The sequence below is a fragment of the Microvirga sp. HS2 genome (assembly GCF_055792805.1).
In genome coordinates this window covers 34,135-50,288 of the sequence record NZ_JBVVAJ010000018.1, presented here as the reverse complement: position 1 = coordinate 50,288, position 16,154 = coordinate 34,135, and the positions used below count along the sequence as shown (strand labels likewise).

The following is a 16,154-nucleotide window of genomic DNA, read 5'->3' as shown; positions in this document are numbered from 1 at the left end:
GTATCGTGCGCCTCGTTCGGCTCTGGCCCGAAAACTCCCACTTCGACTTCATGCGCTTCCGGCGCTTCTCCTTCCCGCTCTCGGCCCTGGTGTCGGTGGCGACGGCGATCATGCTTCTGACGGTCGGCCTCAATTTCGGCATCGACTTCAAGGGCGGCACGCTCATGGAGATCCAGGCCAAGTCCGGCCAGGCCAACGTCGCCCAGATCCGCCAGACCGCCGAGGGCTTCGGCTTCGGCGACGTGGAGGTTCAGGAATTCGGCACCGCCGGCGAAGTTTCGCTGCGCTTCCCGATTCAGGCCGGCGGCGAGGCCGCGCAGGCGGGCGTGGTGCAGAAGGCGCGCGACACCTTCAGCAACGAGTACGAATTCCGCCGCGTCGAGACCGTTGGCCCGCGCGTGTCGGGCGAGCTGGTCCAGTCCGGTACCATCGGCATCGTGCTCTCGGTGATCGCGGTCCTGTTCTATCTCTGGTTCCGCTTCGAGCGCGAGCTGGCGGTGGCCTCCATCATCGGCACGCTGCACGATATCGTGCTCACCATCGGTTTCTTCGTGATCACGCGGCACGAGTTCAACATGACCTCGATCGCGGCGATCCTGACCATCGTGGGCTATTCGCTCAACGAGACCGTGGTGGTGTTCGACCGTACCCGCGAGCTCATGCGCCGCTACAAGACCATGCCGCCGGAAGAGCTGTTGAACCTCTCGATCAACCACACCATGTCCCGCACGATCATGACCGCGACGACCACGGCGCTGTCGCTTCTGGCCCTCGTACTCTTCGGCGGGCAGGCGATCCAGGGCTTCGCTCAGGTCATGCTCTACGGCGTGGTGATCTGCACCTATTCGGCGATCTGCATCTCCTCGCCCATGCTGATCTATATCGGCCTGCGCGGATCCGAGACCGTGAAGGTGCCGGAGGGCAAGGCCGCAGCCGCGGAGTGAGATCATGAGCGCTGGCCGCCTGTATGACGGTTTCGTCCCCGGACGCCACCAGATCGACGCTTACGGCAATGGCGGCTTTCGCTTCGCGGACATGTCCCATCGCGGCTCGATCCTCGCGCTGCCGTCTGGCATCAAGGCCTGGCCGGTCGGCTCGATAAAGGAGCTGAACGACGAGGCGCTCGCGCCCATCCTGGCCGAGGCCGAGGAGATCAACCTTCTCCTCTTCGGCACGGGCGCGGATATCGCAGCGCTTCCAGGGCCGTACCGCGAACGTTTCCGCGAGGCCGGCATCGGCCTCGACGTGATGCAGACCGGGGCGGCCGCGCGCACCTACAACATCCTTCTGGCGGAAAACCGCAAAGTTGCCGCCGCCCTCATCGCCGTGGGCTGATATGGCCGATCCGCAAGCCAATTTCGCCCATTGCGAGGCGCTCGTCCGCGAGGCCGATCCCGACCGCTATTGGGCGAGCCTCCTCGCGCCCGAAGAGAAGCGGTCCTATCTCCACGCCCTTTACGCCTTCAATTTCGAGATCGCGCGCGTGCGGGAATCCGTGCGCGAGCCGATGCTCGGCGAAATCCGCCTGCAATGGTGGCGCGACGCGCTGCAGGGCGAGGCGAGGGGCGACGTGCGCGCCAATCCCGTCGCCGCGGCGCTCGACGACACGATCGTCAAATTCCGGCTGCCCCGGCAATCCCTCGTGGACCTGATCGAAGCCCGCATGTTCGATCTCTACGACGATCCCATGCCGAGCGTGAACGACCTCGAAGGCTATAGCGGCGAGACTTCGTCGAGCCTGATCCAGCTCTCCAGCATCGTCCTGTCCGATGGCAAGGACCCCGGCACGGCGGACGCCGCAGGCCATGCGGGCGTGGCCTATGCCATCACCGGCCTCCTGCGCGCCTTTCCGATCCACGCCCGGCAGGGGCAGCTCTACATGCCCGTCGATATCCTGGCGCGGCATGGGGTGGTGCGGGACGACGTCGTCAGCGGACGCGGCGGGCCGGGCCTGAAGGGAGCGCTGGCCGACATGCGCGCCATCGCCCGCCGCCACCTCGAACAGGCGAGAACGCTGCGCACGACGATTCCGCCGGCGGCCGAACCGGCCTTTCGCCCACTCGCGCTGGTCGAGCCTTATCTGAAGGCGATGGAGAAGCGGGATTACGACCCGCTCCACACACCCGTCGAGCTCCCGCAATGGCGGAAGATCTGGGCGCTCTGGCGCGGGCCGTTCTGAGGGGACGTCCTTCTCTCCGCCATTCCCCGTTACCGTCTTCACCGGCCGTGTGCCGGTGATTCGCGCTATTGCGCATCGCGGCGCCGGAAAGACGTGGATGGCCGGATCTGATCCCCGGACCGAGTCCGGGGACGGCCATGACGAGGGGTGAAAGGCATCAGCCTCGGGAAGAGCAGATCACTCCGCCGCAGCTCACTCCGCCGCAGCGGGCATGTTGGCGGCGGACAGCCACGCCGCGAGATCGTCGCGGGCGCGGTCGGTGAGCATCTTCTTCTTCGCGATGGTCTTGGCCGAGCCGCGCAGACGCTTGCCGTCCTCCGCCTTCGGCGCGCGGTCGAGGGGCGGGAACAGGCCGAAATTTACGTTCATCGGCTGGAAGGAGCGCGGACCCTCGTCGATGGTCTCGATATGGCCGCCGGTGATGTGGTTGATCAGGGCGCCGAGAGCCGTGGTGTGCGGCAGGGGTTGGATCGGATGGCCGAGCCGCTCGGCGGCGGCGAAGCGGCCCGTCATGAGGCCCACCGCCGCGCTTTCCACATAGCCCTCGCAGCCGGTGATCTGGCCCGCGAAGCGCAGGCGCGGCATCGCCTTCAGGCGCAGGGTCGGATCGAGGAGCTTGGGCGAATTGAGATAGGTGTTGCGGTGGATGCCGCCGAGCCGCGCGAATTCGGCGTTCTCCAGGCCGGGGATCATGCGGAAGATGCCGGTCTGCGCGCCGTATTTCAGCTTGGTCTGGAAGCCCACCATGTTGAACAGGGTGCCGAGCGCGTTGTCCTGGCGCAGCTGCACCACGGCATAGGGCTTCCGGTCGGGGTTGTGCGGATCGGTGAGGCCGACGGGCTTCATGGGGCCGTGCCGCAGGGTCTCGCGGCCGCGCTCGGCCATGACCTCGATCGGCAGGCAGCCGTCGAAATAGGGGGTGTTGGCCTCCCATTCCTTGAACTCGGTCTTGTCGCCTTCCAGCAGCGCATCCACGAAGGCTTCGTACTGCTCCCGGGTCATGGGGCAGTTGATGTAGTCCTTGCCGGTTCCGCCCGGGCCGACCTTGTCATAGCGGGACTGGAACCAGGCGATGTCCATGTTGATCGACTCGCGATAGACGATCGGCGCGATGGCATCGAAAAAGGCGAGCGACGTCTCGCCCGTGAGGCCGAGGATCGCCTCGGCCAGGGAAGGCGAGGTGAGGGGGCCGGTGGCGATAATGACGGAAGACCAATCCTCCGGCGGAATCCCCGAGATCTCGCCACGCTCGATCGTGACGAGCGGATGAGCTTCGAGGGCCGCCGTCACCGCATCGGAGAAGCCGTCCCGGTCCACCGCCAGCGCGCCGCCCGCGGGCACCTGATTGGCATCACCCTTCGCCATGATGAGGGAGCCGAGGGTGCGCATTTCCTGGTGCAGCAGGCCGACGGCGTTCGTCTCCGCGTCGTCCGAGCGGAAGGAATTGGAGCAGACGAGCTCGGCCAGGCCTTGCGTCTTGTGCGCGTCGGTGCCGCGCACCGGGCGCATCTCGTGGAGGATGACAGGGACGCCGGCCTGCGCGATCTGCCAGGTGGCTTCCGAACCGGCGAGGCCGCCGCCGATGACGTGAATGGGTTCGATCTTGCTCATGGTCATTCTCCAGGCTGGCCTTGTTGACTCCCATGGGAGCCCTGGTCAAGCTGAGCCAGTGTTTTCGAAAAGGTTCGCGCCATGCCATCCAAACGGCCCGTGGTCTTTATTACAGGCGGCAGCCGGGGCATAGGGGCCTCCGTGGCGCAGATGGCAGCCGCTCGCGGCTACGATGTGGCGATCACTTACCGGTCCGAGCGCGAGGCCGCGGAGGCCGTGCTCGCGGCCTGTCGCGCTTCCGGCGCCAAGGCCTTGGCCTGCCAGGGCGACGTGGCCGTGGAGGCGGACGTCATCCGCATGGTCGGCGAGGCCGAGGCCGGGCTGGGCCGTCTCTCCCATGTGGTGAACAATGCGGGCATCACCGGCAAGTCCGGCCGCCTGGAGGACACCCCCGCCGATGTCCTGCGCAGCTGCATCGACATCAATGTCACCGGGGCTTTGTTCGTGGCCCGCGAGGCGGCGCGGCGGCTCTCGACCCGGAGGGGCGGCCAAGGGGGCTCCATCGTCAATATCTCGTCGGCCGCCGCCAGGCTTGGGAGCCCTGGAGAATATGTCTGGTATGCCGCCTCGAAGGGCGCAATCGATTCCCTGACGATCGGGCTCGCCCGGGAACTGGCGCTCGACGGCGTCCGCGTGAATGCCGTTTCGCCGGGCATGACCCGCACGGACATCCACGAGCGCAGCACCCAGGATATCGGGCGCCTGGAGCGTCTGATGCCCTTCATTCCCATGCAGCGGATCGGGGAGCCGGAGGAAGTGGCAGAGGCCGTGCTGTTCCTGATGTCCGATGCAGCGTCGTACATCACCGGAGCCAATCTGCCGGTCTCGGGCGGACGCTAGTCGGATGGCGCCGCCTCTCCGCATGCTTTCTCGTCATGGCCGGCTCAAGGCCGAGGATGACGAAGCAGAGCGAATGGCTGGCACAAGACTGATCCAAAAGAAAACGCCCGCTTGTAGCGGGCGTGAAACTCTTGGTGCAGTGCAGCGATTTTTTTACGCGGCAGCGTGCTCGCGGGCGATGCTGTCGATCTGGAAGCGGGAGATGCCGAGATCGTCGAGCTCGCGGTCCGAAAGCAGGGAGAGCTCACGGACGGTTTCGCGGTAACGCATGTAAGCGCGGACTTTAGCGAGGATGTAGGACACGAACATTGGGAACTCCTGTCAGTTTGCCGGCCCCTGTGACCGGCGGGCCTTTGTTCTTGCGTGTGCAATGCAGCATATAGACCTGTGCGCCGCAAAAGAGGAGTGGTAATAATGTAGATCAGTTATGCTTTAGTAGCATACCGCTTTAAGGCTCCGTTAATGGGGCCAGCGCTCCGCTATGGCCTCCGGCCCGGGCGTGACGAACTCCGTCCGCGTGCGGGGGAGCGCCTGGGGATAGGTCTCCAGCAGCCAGGCAATGAGCTTCTCCCGGACCTCATTGCGAAGATCCGAGGAGGCCCCCGAGGAGCCCGCGCTCATGAGGCCCCTGATCTCGAGGGTCGCCTCCTTCGCGTCGGTGACGTGCAGAACCCCGACCTGACGGTCCCATAGCTTGGATTCCTCCAGGATTTCCAGGAATTTGGCCCGCACTTCGTCGATGGGCGTGGCATAGTCCACATACCAGAAGACGGATCCGAGGATCGAGCTCGATTGCCGGGTCCAGTTCTGGAACGGTTTCTCCATGAAGTAGGAGAGGGGCACGACCATGCGTCGCCAGTCCCAGAGGCGGATGACCACGTAGGTGGTCTGGATCTCCTCCACGGTGCCGAACTCGCCTTCGAGCAGCACCTCGTCCCCGAGCCGGATCGGCTGGGCGATGGCGAGCTGGACGCCGGCGATGAGGTTCGAGAGCACCGGACGGGCCGCCAGACCCACGGCCAGGCCCGCGACGCCTGCCGAGGCGAAGAGGCTGACGCCGTATTGCCGCACGGACGGGATCGTCATGAGCATCGCGGAAAAGGTGAGAAAGCCCAGCCCGAACACGATCGTCCGGCGCAGCAGGCGCACCTGGGTGAGGAGCTTGCGGCTCAGGACGCTGTCCTCGGAGCCTCTCAAGGCCCGGCGGAGATAGATCTCCGAGGCCGTGTTCACGATCGCGATCGCGCTCCAGCCCAGGAAGATGATGAAGCCGAAGAGAAGAACCCGCTCGAACAGATCGTAGTTGGGCCCGCGCCTCGGCAGGATCTGCACCACGAGGCCGAGGCCCAGCACGAGAAGGCCGAGCCGGGTCGGCGGGCCGATTCTGTGCAGCAGCTTGCGTCCAAATTCCGCCAGCCTCCCTCTCAATGCCAGGCGCAGCGCATTGAAGAGGAGCGAGTGGAGGAAGAAGAGCAGAAGGGCTGCGACGGCGAGGAAAGTGATGTTGACCAGCCAGCTCGGCCACAGGTTCTGCCATCGCTCGAGAGCGTTGGTGAGAGTCAGCAGGATGTCGTGCATGGGAGCGCAACGTCAGGCCGGGGCAGGTGTTCCCCAAAAGAAAAGCCCCCGGTCAGGCCGGGGGCTGAGATCCTGCGGGCCACGCAGAGACCTAGAGCACGTAGAAATCGGCTTTCGTGATGGCGAGCCCAGCCTTCAGCTGCGCGAACTTGATAGCCGCTGCGCCGCCGATGCCGTCGGGATCGTAGAGAACGGCGCCGGTGCTCTTGTTGTAGATCAAGCGGTCCGTGGAATCGGCCGCGGCGCTGCCGACCCGGAACGCAGCGGATGAGAGCCAGCCATCGGGCCCGACCCTCGTGAAGATCCTGTTGTCGAGCATGATCGTATCGTAGCGCGGGTCGAAGTCCGTGATCGTGTCGACATTCGTCCGCGAGGGTGTCGCGTCGAAGACGAAGTAATCGTTTCCGGAGCCGCCGGCCAGAGTGTCGATGTCGAGGCCGCCGCTGAGATAGTCGCTGCCAGAGCCGCCGCTCAGATAGTCGCGGCCCGCGCCGCCGTAGAGATCGTCGTCTCCGCTGAGGCCGTAGAGCCTGTCGCTACCGGCATCGCCGAAGACGATGTCCGCGCCGCCATAGGAATAGACGACATCGTTGCCGTTGCCGCCACGGATCACGTCCGCATAGTCGTTGCCGTAGAACGTGTCGTTGCCCCGGTTGAGCGCGACGTACCAGTCGTAGCTGTTCAGATCGTCCACCGTGGTGTGGAGATCGAGATCCTTGATCGAGAGCACGGCTTGGCCGTAGTTCTCGTAGAGCAGGTCGTCGATGATCACGTCGTAGCCGTTGCTCCAATACCAGGCCGAGTAGCGGTCGATGAGAGAGCTGCCATTCACGTCGAATACAGCGAGGTTGCCGTCGTCGTAGATGTTGACGGTTTCTATATACGGACTGGCGCTGACGAAGGACCAACCGGAAGGGGTGGTGCCGGACATATTGAAGCCGATTCCGGCCGTATTGAACGCTTGAAAAATCGCCATGGCGGCACATTCCTGCTTGGTAACTCAGTAGCGTGACTCTACAGGCCCGAATCTGAATTTAAGCTGCATAGTCTCTGAGAAGATTTGGCAGCGTTAATACTGCGTAAATGGCGCTCTCAAGTTGCAAGATGAACGGGTATTCATAAAGAGCATCGAGTATTGATATGTTTCGTTACTCTGAGGCGGTGGAACAGGAATTTGCGGTATGCGTTCTCACTCCACATTATAGTTAAGTGGAGATGAATAGATGAAGAAAATCGCCCTTGGCGCGGCTCTTCTGCTGTTGAGCAGCACGGCTTACGCGCAGACGACAACGAATTCGAACACCTCTTCGTCCTCGACGTCCGATGCCCGGATGACGGTGCCCAACAAGCAGCAATCGGGCGGGGAGCAGGCGAGCGGCAGCGTCCGGCACGGCGAGAGCACGACCTCGCGATCCAGTGTGTCGACCCGCGAGCAGGGCGGCGCCCGCGTCGGCGTTGGCGTGGAGAGCCGCGAGCGCACAGGCGTTTCGGTTCGCTCGCGCACCGTGCGTGAGGTCGATGAGCCGAGTGTCACCGTTCATCGCCGCCGCAGCGTGACCACCATCGAAGAGCCGGACACCGAGGTCCGTCATACGGTGATCAAGAAGAAGCCTTCCACCAAGAAGGTGGTGCTGAAGAAGAAAAACACGAAGAAGGTCGCGGTGAAGAAGCGGCGCTATCACGTGGTGGATGAGCCGGTGGAGGTTCGTCGCCGCACCGTGCGCCGCTATGAGGAAGTGAACGAGCCGAGCGTGTCCGTGAGCCGCCGCACGACGGTCCGTACCCGCCATGAGGCACCGGCGGTCGGTGTCTCCGTCGAGCAGCGTCGCAACGCGACCCGCACCTCCACGGACGTGAACACCACGCGCTCGCCGTCGACGACAGGTTCGGTCTCGACCCGCAGCACGTCGAGCGGCAACACGTCGGACCGGAGCAACGCCACGACGTCCACGAAGAAGCTGCCGGCCGGCTCATCGTCCCAGAGCGGTAGCTCGACGGCACAGTAAAACCTGTGCGTTCCGCATATAGGACAAAGGGGCCGGTTTCCGGCCCCTTTGCATGAGCAATCGACAGATGCCGCTGCCCGAATGAGATCAGTGGTGGGCGCCCATGCCTCCCATGCTGCTGAGAGCCTGCTGGCAGGCCTGCTCGCAGCGGCGGCATGCTTCGGCGCAGACACGGCAGTGCTCGTGCTGCTTGGCATGTCGCTCGCATTCGTCGCCGCACAGGCGGCACGCGGCCATGCATGCGTTCAGCATATGGCGGATGACGTCCTCGTTGGAGCCGGTCCGCCGCGTGGCGACGGTTCCGGTTGCCATGCAGATATCCGCGCAATCCATGTTGAGGCGGATGCATTGCGTGAGCTGGGCGACCATCTGCTCGCCGAGGCAGGCATCGGCACAGGACGTGCAGGTCTGCGCGCAGTCGAAGCATTCCTCGATACAGCGGACAAGGGCGTCGTTGGTGTTTCCTTTGACATGCGGATGCGTACTGATCATCTCGCGAGCGTGCATGACGATCTCCTCTGCTGTTGCGGTTGTTCCCATGAGAAGCTCGGCGAAAGCCCTCGGCCTGCGAGCTTGGGGACCAACAGAGGATCGGCGGCATGGTTCCAGCGTGAGGGGAGCTGCCGTTCCGGAGACCGGCGCCTCAGCGCCGGATGCCTTCGACGCTGATGAAGGCCCGCGCGGGGCCGTACTCGGTCTGCTTCCTGACATCCATCTGAACGCGGCCGCCAGCCTGGTTCGTTACGGTGTCGGACACACGGCCGCGGGACGAGCGGACGATCGTCTCGGCCCGCACCCGGCCGCCGATGCGCACGCAGGTGGACGCATCCTGAAGCTGGGCAAAACCGGGAGGGCAGGGCGAGGCTGCCCTGGCGGAGCTGCCGTAGGCCAGCAGGGTTGCCGATACGAGGAGAGCGACGTATTTCATGGGCCTGCAGTCTAGCTCCTGGAAGCCCGAAAGCAAATATCGCCGCCCGGAACTCAGAGCGAACCGGTGCCGGTCCTTCGGTCCGAGGCCCCGGCGACGCCGGCGCGGTCGACCTCGACATGGAACTGTTCGGCTTTCGGACTGTCGTCCTCGATTGCGCCGATGCGGTAGCGGTAGGCCATTTCTCCGCCGAGCCAGCCGCTGAAGAGCAGCAGCAGAGTCTGCACGCTCGAGAGCCAGAGGCCCCATCCCTGGACGCCGGCAGCCGGATCGCCCAGGCGAACGCCCACATTCACGAGAGCGAGGCCCACGACAGCCACGTTCGCGATCATATGGGCCCAGGAGATCCAGAGATTGCGGACGCGATCGATCGTCGCGAAATCGATCAGGCCGGGAATGGCTGCGACCAGCGCCATGACGACACCCGCGATCAGCAGCCAATAGGAGGCCTGAGCCCAGAACGGATCCCCGGTGCTCACGAATGCAATGTCGGTGCCGAGAGCGCCTATGAGAAAGGCAATGGGGAAGGCGACCAGCATATGATGGAGGGGGTGACCGGCGATCGCTGCCGTGCTTTCCACCCCGTAACGATGATAGCGGGCCATGTGGCACTCCCTTGGATACAATATGAAGAAGAATGCTGCGGCCAAGGCTTCGTTCCTGTGCCTGGTGCACGCGGCGATCATACAACGTATTGGGGACTGGACATCCGAAGGTTAATCGAACATAGCACGAGTAATGATTACCTAGGGTAGGGGGTGTGCAGGGACTCCTTTACTGCTGCCATAGACAAGCTGAATCCTTGCCGCTGCTTCGATGACCCTGGATCCCGTTACCCTCAATGCTGCTTTCATCCTGCTGGCGCTGGTTCTCGGTGCCTTGCTGGTGTTCGCCTGGACCCTCAACCGGAGGGTCCGCGCTCTGCTGCCGTGGGGAGCGGCTTTTTGCCTGATCGCAAGCGGCTTCGCGGTCGCGAGCCTGGGCCGGCCGCTCAATTCCTACCCGGCGCTCCTGGTGGGCAATGCCCTCGGGCTTCTGTCCTATGTGGCGCTTTACGCCGGCTGCCGGATCTTCAACGACCGAAGGGGGTTCCCTGCGCCGATCCTGTCCGGCGTCGTACTGTGGATCGCGGCTTTCCCCTTCATCTATGAAAGGCAGGACCTCCGGCTGATCCTGGTTTGCTTGGCGACCGGCGTCTATTCCCTGCTCAGCGCCTGGGAACTCTGGCGGCATGCCAAGCAGCCGCTCGCCTCCCAGCGGATCGCGGTTGTTCTCCTGATCCTCCTGGCGATGTTCAACATCATCCGAACCTGGCCCGGGATCTCGCTGACATCGGTCCCCTGGTTCGATGCCCTGGCCCATCGCTGGTCCTCCGAGATGGCCCTGTTCCTCGTGGTCTTCACGCCGACGCTGGCCTTCATTTTCCTGTCGATGGCCAAGGAACGCGTGGAGCTGGGCTACAAACGGGCTGCTTTGATCGATCCCCTCACCGAAATCCCGAACCGTCGCGGGTTCATGCAGAGCGCAGCCCAGCTGATAGAAGGCAGGCAGGGCAAGCCCGTCAGCGGCCTCGTTTTCGACCTCGACAACTTCAAGAGCATCAATGACGGCTTCGGTCATGACGTGGGCGACAATGTCTTGCGACTCTTCGCGGAGATCATGGCCAGGCATCTTCCCCCGCAATCCTTCGGACGACTTGGGGGTGAGGAGTTCGCAGCAATCCTGCCGATGGATATGAAGAGTGCCAAGGCTCTTGCCGAGGCCATCAGGACTGACTTCGCTCTGGCGGGAAAGGCCATGCTCGGCCCACACGCTAGGGCCACCGTCAGCGTCGGGTGTTCCGCATCCACCGAAGCCGCTCTTGAGGCGCTTCTTCACGAGGCTGATCTCGCGCTCTATCAGGCGAAGGATCACGGCCGGGACGTTGTGATGTCAGCGGCTCCGCAAAAGGCGGCTCAGTAGACCGACCGGTCTCATCCCGAAGCTCAGCGCTGCGCTGTCACGACGAGCGCCCTCATGCGATTTTCGACGGTCCCATTGCCGTAGCGCGCGGCAATGGCCTGCGCCGCTCTTTCCGTGATCTCGTCGAGGCGTCCGGGAGCGCGGGCCTCGAGTTCCCCGCGAAGCGGCGTTCCTTGCGTGAGCCCCATGGCAGCATCGCTGGCTGACGGGGCATAGCTGGTCCTGTCGACGGTCTCGACGGCGATGGTGCCGAAGCCTGCTCGCTGGAGGTCGCTCCGGATGCGATCCTCGTCGAAATAACCGAAGGGTATCCGTTCGAAGAAGCGCGGCGGGTCCTCCGGGAACATTGCAATGGCCTCGTCGGAAACGATCTTACTCACCGGGTTCGCTTCCAGCCTGCCCCAGACATTGAACAGGTAGCGCCCGCCGGGCTTGAGGACACGCAAGGCTTCGCGGAAGGCGGCTGACTTGTCGGGGAAGAACATCGCGCCGAACTGGCACACCACGGCATCGAAGGAGCTGTCCTCGAAGGGGAGTGCCTGGGCATTCATCTGGCGCCATGTCACGTTCGGCACCTGGAGCTTGGTCTGAGCAAGATCGAGCATCGCCTGATTGAGGTCGGTCGCAACGATCTCGACGTGGGGTGGAAGAGCATCGGCCAGGGCGCGGGTCACGATGCCGGTTCCCGCCGCCGTTTCCAGAATCCTGCCCGAGGCGAGATCCCTCAGCCGCCATGCGAGATCCTCTGCGTAGGGTTGGAAGACAAGCGATCCGAGATAGTGTTCGTAAAGGGCCGGGATCGAGCCGGCGAAAGCCGTGTCGGTCGCGCTCATGGTCTCCTCCACCGGAAACGGTGCCATCATCCGTCTCACGGCGGGAGCGGGCAATGGTCTCAAAAGGGGAGGGCCAAGGTTGCGGGGCACGTCCAGGCAGGGAGCAAGTGCCCGGCGGCTACGCCGGAAAAGCCATGGCGTCGTGAACACCGGTGTGTTGACCTGTGCGCATGAAGGGTCGGCGAGGGCGCGGCGGGCTCGGGCCTGGAGGCAAGCATGACGGCTATTTTGCTGTTGCCGTCCTGGCTGGGAGCGACCCTTGCGATGCTGATCGCCGTCACCGCATCGGCGCTCCCGCTTGCCATCGTCGGTAGGCGCATCCGCAATGAGCTGTCGCCATCGGCGCACGATGTGGCGGAAACCGTCGCCGTTCGGATCGGCACGATCCATGGCCTCATCCTGGCGCTCGTCTTCGCAGAGGCGCAATCGACCCACACCAACCTGCAGCAGGAGGTCTCGAAAGAGATCACCACAATCGAGCATGTGGCGCTTCAGCTCAACCAATGGGATGGGCCGGAGATAGACACTCTCCGAAGCCAGCTCGCGGCCTATGTCAGGGCCGTTCTGGAGCACGAGTGGCGGGCCGACGCACGCCCTCAGGGCAGCAAGGTGGCGGCGCGCGCCTACAACGACCTCGACATCAGCATCCTCAACCTGAAGGCGGACACCCTCCGGGAGCAGTCACTGCGGAGCCGCATGATCATGAACCTGGATAATCTCCAGGATCACCGGAAGGCGCGGCTGGCGCTTCTTCATCGCGGCCTGCCCAGCCTGTTCTGGTGGATGGCCGTGGCGGGTTTCGGCATCATCGCAGGCTTCTTCCTGGTCTTTCCCGCATCTGCGACCCACATCGCCATTCTCTCCATCTACGGAGCCTATACGGGACTTGCGCTCTATTTCATCCTTGCTTTGAGCCATCCCTATGCGGGCCCGGCCACCATCGACACCGCGCCCTATGAGGCCGTGCTCGAAGACGAACTCAAGGCGTCGAAGGTGACCTCGACGCCTTGATGCAGCCGATTGGCTCGATGTTCGAGAGGATGCGGGAGCCGGCTACTCCGCAGCTTCCTGTCGTGTCACCTTCTTGGGCTTCTTGCCGGAGTCCTTTCCCGAGGCTTCCTTCTTCAGGGGCCTTCGTTCCAGCACCTCCTTGAGGAAGCGGCCGGTATGGCTTGCCTTCGATGCGGCGATGTCCTCGGGCGTGCCCTCGGCGACGATCTGGCCGCCGCCGCTTCCGCCTTCGGGCCCCATGTCGATGACCCAGTCCGCGGTCTTGATGACTTCGAGATTGTGCTCGATCACCACCACGGTGTTGCCTTGGTCCACCAGTTCATGCAGCACCTCGAGGAGCTTGGCGACGTCGTGGAAGTGCAGGCCCGTGGTGGGCTCGTCGAGGATGTAGAGTGTGCGGCCGGTGGCGCGCTTCGACAGCTCCTTCGAGAGCTTCACGCGTTGGGCCTCGCCGCCCGACAGCGTGGTGGCCTGCTGGCCCACATGCACGTAATCGAGGCCGACGCGGGCGAGCGTCTGCATCTTCTCGCGGATCGACGGCACGGCCTTGAACAGGTCGCGGGCCTCCTCCACCGTCATGTCGAGCACGTCCGCGATGGACTTGTCGCGATATTTCACCTCCAGCGTCTCGCGGTCGTAACGCTTGCCCTTGCATACGTCGCAGGTGACGTAGACGTCGGGCAGGAAGTGCATCTCGATCTTGATGACGCCGTCGCCGGTGCAGGCCTCGCAGCGGCCGCCCTTCACGTTGAACGAGAAGCGGCCCGCCTGGTAGCCGCGCGCCTTGGCCTCGGGGAGGCCGGCGAACCATTCGCGGATCGGCGTGAAGGCGCCCACATAAGTCGCCGGGTTCGAGCGCGGCGTGCGGCCGATGGGCGACTGGTCGATGTCGATGACCTTGTCGAGATGCTCGAGGCCCTCGATACGCTCATGGGAAGCCGGGTGCTCCAGCGCGCCGTTGAGCTTGCGCGCCACCGCCTTGTAGAGCGTGTCGATGACGAGGGTGGACTTGCCGCCTCCGGACACGCCGGTGATGCAGGTGAAGGTGCCGAGCGGAATGTTCGCCGTCACGTTCTTGAGGTTGTTGCCCTTCGCGCCGACCACCTTGAGCATGCGCTTCGGATCGCGCTTGCGGCGCTGCGCCGGCACCTTCACGGACATCTCGCCCGTCAGGTACTTGCCGGTGAGCGACTTTGCGCTCTTCATGATCTCGTCTGGCGTGCCCTCGGCGACGATCTTGCCACCATGGATGCCCGCGCCGGGGCCGACGTCGAACACGTAATCGGCCTGCAGGATCGCATCCTCGTCATGCTCCACCACGATCACGGTGTTGCCGAGATCGCGCAGGCGCTTGAGCGTCATGAGCAGGCGGTCGTTGTCGCGCTGGTGGAGGCCGATGGAGGGCTCGTCGAGCACGTAGAGGACCCCCGTCAGGCCGGAGCCGATCTGGGAGGCCAGGCGGATGCGCTGGCTCTCGCCGCCGGAGAGAGTGCCGGAGGAGCGGGCGAGCGTGAGGTACTCCAGGCCCACATCGACCAGGAAGGTCAGGCGGTCGCGGATCTCCTTCAGGATCCGACCGGCAATCTCGTTCTGCTTCTTGTTCAGCTTCTTCGACAGGCCGCCGAACCACTCATGGGCGTCCTTCACGGACAGCGCCGTCGCGTCGCCGATGTCCGAGCCCGCGATCTTCACCGCCAGGGCTTCGGGCTTGAGGCGCTTGCCGCCGCAGGACTCGCACGGCGTCTCGCTCATGAAGCGGCCGATCTCCTCGCGGGCCCAGTCGCTCTCGGTTTCCTTGTAGCGGCGTTCCAGGTTCGGGATCACGCCCTCGAAGGGCTTCTTGACCTCATAGGCGCGAAGCCCGTCGTCATAGGCCATGCGGATGGCTTCGCCGTCCGAGCCGTAGAGGATCACGTCGCGGACCTTCTCCGGTAAATCGGCCCAGGGCTTCGTCATAGAGGCCTTGTAGTGCTTGGTGATCGCCTCCAGAGTCTGGCCGTAATAGGGGGAGGTCGACTTCGCCCAGGGCATGACCGCGCCGCGCTTGAGCGAGAGCGCCTCGTCCACCACCAGGGCAGGATCGATGCGCATCTCGTGGCCGATGCCGCCGCAGGTGGGGCAGGCGCCGAAGGGGTTGTTGAACGAGAACAGGCGCGGCTCGATCTCGGGAATCGTGAAGCCGGAGACCGGGCAGGCGAACTTGGAGGAGAAGACGATGCGCTTCGGCTGTCCCTTCTCGTCCTTCTCGTCCGCATATTCGACGATGGCGATGCCATCCGTGAGTTCGAGGGCCGTCTCGAAGGAATCCGCCAGACGCGCCGCGATGTCGGCGCGCACCACGATGCGGTCCACCACCACGTCGATGTCGTGCTTGAACTTCTTGTCGAGGGCAGGGGCCTCGTCGATGGCGTAGTATTCGCCGTCTACTTTAAGGCGCTGGAAGCCCTTCTTCTGGAACTCCGCGATTTCCTTGCGGTATTCGCCCTTGCGGCCGCGCACCACGGGGGCCAGCAGGTAGAGCCTCGTCTTCTCCGGAAGCTCCAGGACCCGGTCCACCATCTGGCTCACCGTCTGGCTCTCGATGGGAAGGCCCGTGGCCGGGGAATAGGGAATGCCGACGCGCGCCCAGAGCAGACGCATGTAGTCGTAGATCTCGGTCACCGTGCCGACCGTCGAGCGCGGGTTTTTCGAGGTGGTCTTCTGCTCGATGGAGATGGCGGGCGAGAGGCCGTCGATCTGATCGACATCGGGCTTCTGCATCATCTCCAGGAACTGGCGGGCGTAAGCCGAGAGCGACTCCACATAGCGCCGCTGCCCCTCGGCATAGATGGTGTCGAAGGCCAGCGACGACTTGCCCGAGCCGGACAGGCCGGTGAACACCACGAGCTGGTCGCGGGGCACCATCAGGTCGACGTTCTTGAGGTTGTGCTCCCGCGCGCCGCGCACGCAGATCACGCGCGCATTCGGGTCTCCCGCCTTGGCGCGGTTGAACAGCTCGTCGAGTTTAGCCATGGCTATAAGCGGCCTTCAAAGGGGAAAACGGCCATGAGCGGCCGGCTCCGGGATATGTGACGTCTCCCCCGCCGATGCAATGCGACGGATGATTCCGGCAGGAATTTAGAACAAAAAGGGTACGTTGGGCAACTGTCAGCCAAAGCCCAGTGTCGGCGACCCGAGGCTCTGGTTCCGGAGCGAAGTGAGGTCGG

At 64.2% G+C, this 16,154-nt stretch carries 16 protein-coding genes; 7 read left to right on the top strand and 9 right to left on the bottom strand.

Annotation, left to right across the window (positions count from 1 at the left end):
* Positions 1-5 precede the first annotated feature (5 nt).
* Genes secF through ACS5Q0_RS16155 form a run of 3 tightly spaced genes read left to right on the top strand, consistent with a single transcriptional unit; the run spans position 6 to position 2,179 of the window.
* Positions 6-944: a protein translocase subunit SecF gene (gene secF / locus ACS5Q0_RS16165; RefSeq protein ID WP_473127678.1), complete on the top strand. Its 939-nt coding sequence runs from the start codon at positions 6-8 to the stop codon at positions 942-944.
* Positions 945-948: 4 nt separating this feature from the next.
* Entirely contained in the window at positions 949-1,335 is a 387-nt protein-coding gene (locus ACS5Q0_RS16160; protein WP_473127677.1) for an Mth938-like domain-containing protein, read from the top strand.
* 1 nt (position 1,336) lies between these two features.
* Positions 1,337-2,179: a phytoene/squalene synthase family protein gene (locus tag ACS5Q0_RS16155; RefSeq protein ID WP_473127676.1), complete on the top strand. Its 843-nt coding sequence runs from the start codon at positions 1,337-1,339 to the stop codon at positions 2,177-2,179.
* A gap of 192 nt (positions 2,180-2,371) precedes the next feature.
* Here ACS5Q0_RS16155 and trmFO read toward each other — a convergent pair whose 3' ends face one another.
* Positions 2,372-3,790: a methylenetetrahydrofolate--tRNA-(uracil(54)-C(5))-methyltransferase (FADH(2)-oxidizing) TrmFO gene (gene trmFO / locus ACS5Q0_RS16150; protein ID WP_473127675.1), complete on the bottom strand. Its 1,419-nt coding sequence runs from the start codon at positions 3,788-3,790 to the stop codon at positions 2,372-2,374.
* A gap of 81 nt (positions 3,791-3,871) precedes the next feature.
* On the opposite strand from trmFO, the gene ACS5Q0_RS16145 reads away from it, so the two are divergent.
* On the top strand, positions 3,872-4,630 hold the full coding sequence (locus tag ACS5Q0_RS16145; RefSeq protein WP_473127674.1) for a glucose 1-dehydrogenase: 759 nt from the start codon (positions 3,872-3,874) through the stop codon (positions 4,628-4,630).
* A gap of 153 nt (positions 4,631-4,783) precedes the next feature.
* On the opposite strand, the gene ACS5Q0_RS16140 is transcribed toward ACS5Q0_RS16145, so the two are convergent.
* From ACS5Q0_RS16140 to ACS5Q0_RS16130, 3 genes are all read right to left on the bottom strand, one after another.
* On the bottom strand, positions 4,784-4,939 hold the full coding sequence (locus ACS5Q0_RS16140; protein WP_473127673.1) for a DUF1127 domain-containing protein: 156 nt from the start codon (positions 4,937-4,939) through the stop codon (positions 4,784-4,786).
* A gap of 150 nt (positions 4,940-5,089) precedes the next feature.
* Entirely contained in the window at positions 5,090-6,208 is a 1,119-nt protein-coding gene (locus tag ACS5Q0_RS16135) for a mechanosensitive ion channel family protein (protein WP_473127672.1), read from the bottom strand.
* A gap of 91 nt (positions 6,209-6,299) precedes the next feature.
* Positions 6,300-7,184, bottom strand: coding sequence for a calcium-binding protein (locus ACS5Q0_RS16130; protein ID WP_473127671.1), 885 nt, complete (start codon positions 7,182-7,184; stop codon positions 6,300-6,302).
* Between the two features lie 247 nt (positions 7,185-7,431).
* On the opposite strand from ACS5Q0_RS16130, the gene ACS5Q0_RS16125 reads away from it, so the two are divergent.
* Positions 7,432-8,214 (top strand): hypothetical protein, encoded by a 783-nt coding sequence (locus ACS5Q0_RS16125; protein ID WP_473127670.1) that lies wholly within the window; start codon positions 7,432-7,434, stop codon positions 8,212-8,214.
* Positions 8,215-8,301: 87 nt separating this feature from the next.
* Here ACS5Q0_RS16125 and ACS5Q0_RS16120 read toward each other — a convergent pair whose 3' ends face one another.
* From ACS5Q0_RS16120 to ACS5Q0_RS16110, 3 genes are all read right to left on the bottom strand, one after another.
* On the bottom strand, positions 8,302-8,721 hold the full coding sequence (locus ACS5Q0_RS16120; protein ID WP_473127669.1) for a four-helix bundle copper-binding protein: 420 nt from the start codon (positions 8,719-8,721) through the stop codon (positions 8,302-8,304).
* A gap of 136 nt (positions 8,722-8,857) precedes the next feature.
* The gene (locus tag ACS5Q0_RS16115; protein WP_473127668.1) at positions 8,858-9,142 is read right to left on the bottom strand and encodes a porin; all 285 of its coding nucleotides are present in this window, start codon (positions 9,140-9,142) and stop codon (positions 8,858-8,860) included.
* A 53-nt stretch (positions 9,143-9,195) separates the two neighbouring features.
* A complete protein-coding gene (locus tag ACS5Q0_RS16110; RefSeq protein ID WP_473127667.1) occupies positions 9,196-9,747 on the bottom strand; it encodes a DUF2231 domain-containing protein in 552 nt (183 codons plus the stop codon).
* Positions 9,748-9,958: 211 nt separating this feature from the next.
* On the opposite strand from ACS5Q0_RS16110, the gene ACS5Q0_RS16105 reads away from it, so the two are divergent.
* On the top strand, positions 9,959-11,104 hold the full coding sequence (locus ACS5Q0_RS16105) for a GGDEF domain-containing protein (RefSeq protein ID WP_473127666.1): 1,146 nt from the start codon (positions 9,959-9,961) through the stop codon (positions 11,102-11,104).
* A 23-nt stretch (positions 11,105-11,127) separates the two neighbouring features.
* On the opposite strand, the gene ACS5Q0_RS16100 is transcribed toward ACS5Q0_RS16105, so the two are convergent.
* Positions 11,128-11,937 (bottom strand): class I SAM-dependent methyltransferase, encoded by an 810-nt coding sequence (locus ACS5Q0_RS16100; RefSeq protein ID WP_473127665.1) that lies wholly within the window; start codon positions 11,935-11,937, stop codon positions 11,128-11,130.
* 216 nt (positions 11,938-12,153) lie between these two features.
* On the opposite strand from ACS5Q0_RS16100, the gene ACS5Q0_RS16095 reads away from it, so the two are divergent.
* A complete protein-coding gene (locus tag ACS5Q0_RS16095) occupies positions 12,154-12,948 on the top strand; it encodes a bestrophin-like domain (protein ID WP_473127664.1) in 795 nt (264 codons plus the stop codon).
* Between the two features lie 42 nt (positions 12,949-12,990).
* On the opposite strand, the gene uvrA is transcribed toward ACS5Q0_RS16095, so the two are convergent.
* Positions 12,991-15,960, bottom strand: coding sequence for an excinuclease ABC subunit UvrA (uvrA, locus tag ACS5Q0_RS16090; RefSeq protein ID WP_473127663.1), 2,970 nt, complete (start codon positions 15,958-15,960; stop codon positions 12,991-12,993).
* Positions 15,961-16,154: the final 194 nt, after the last annotated feature.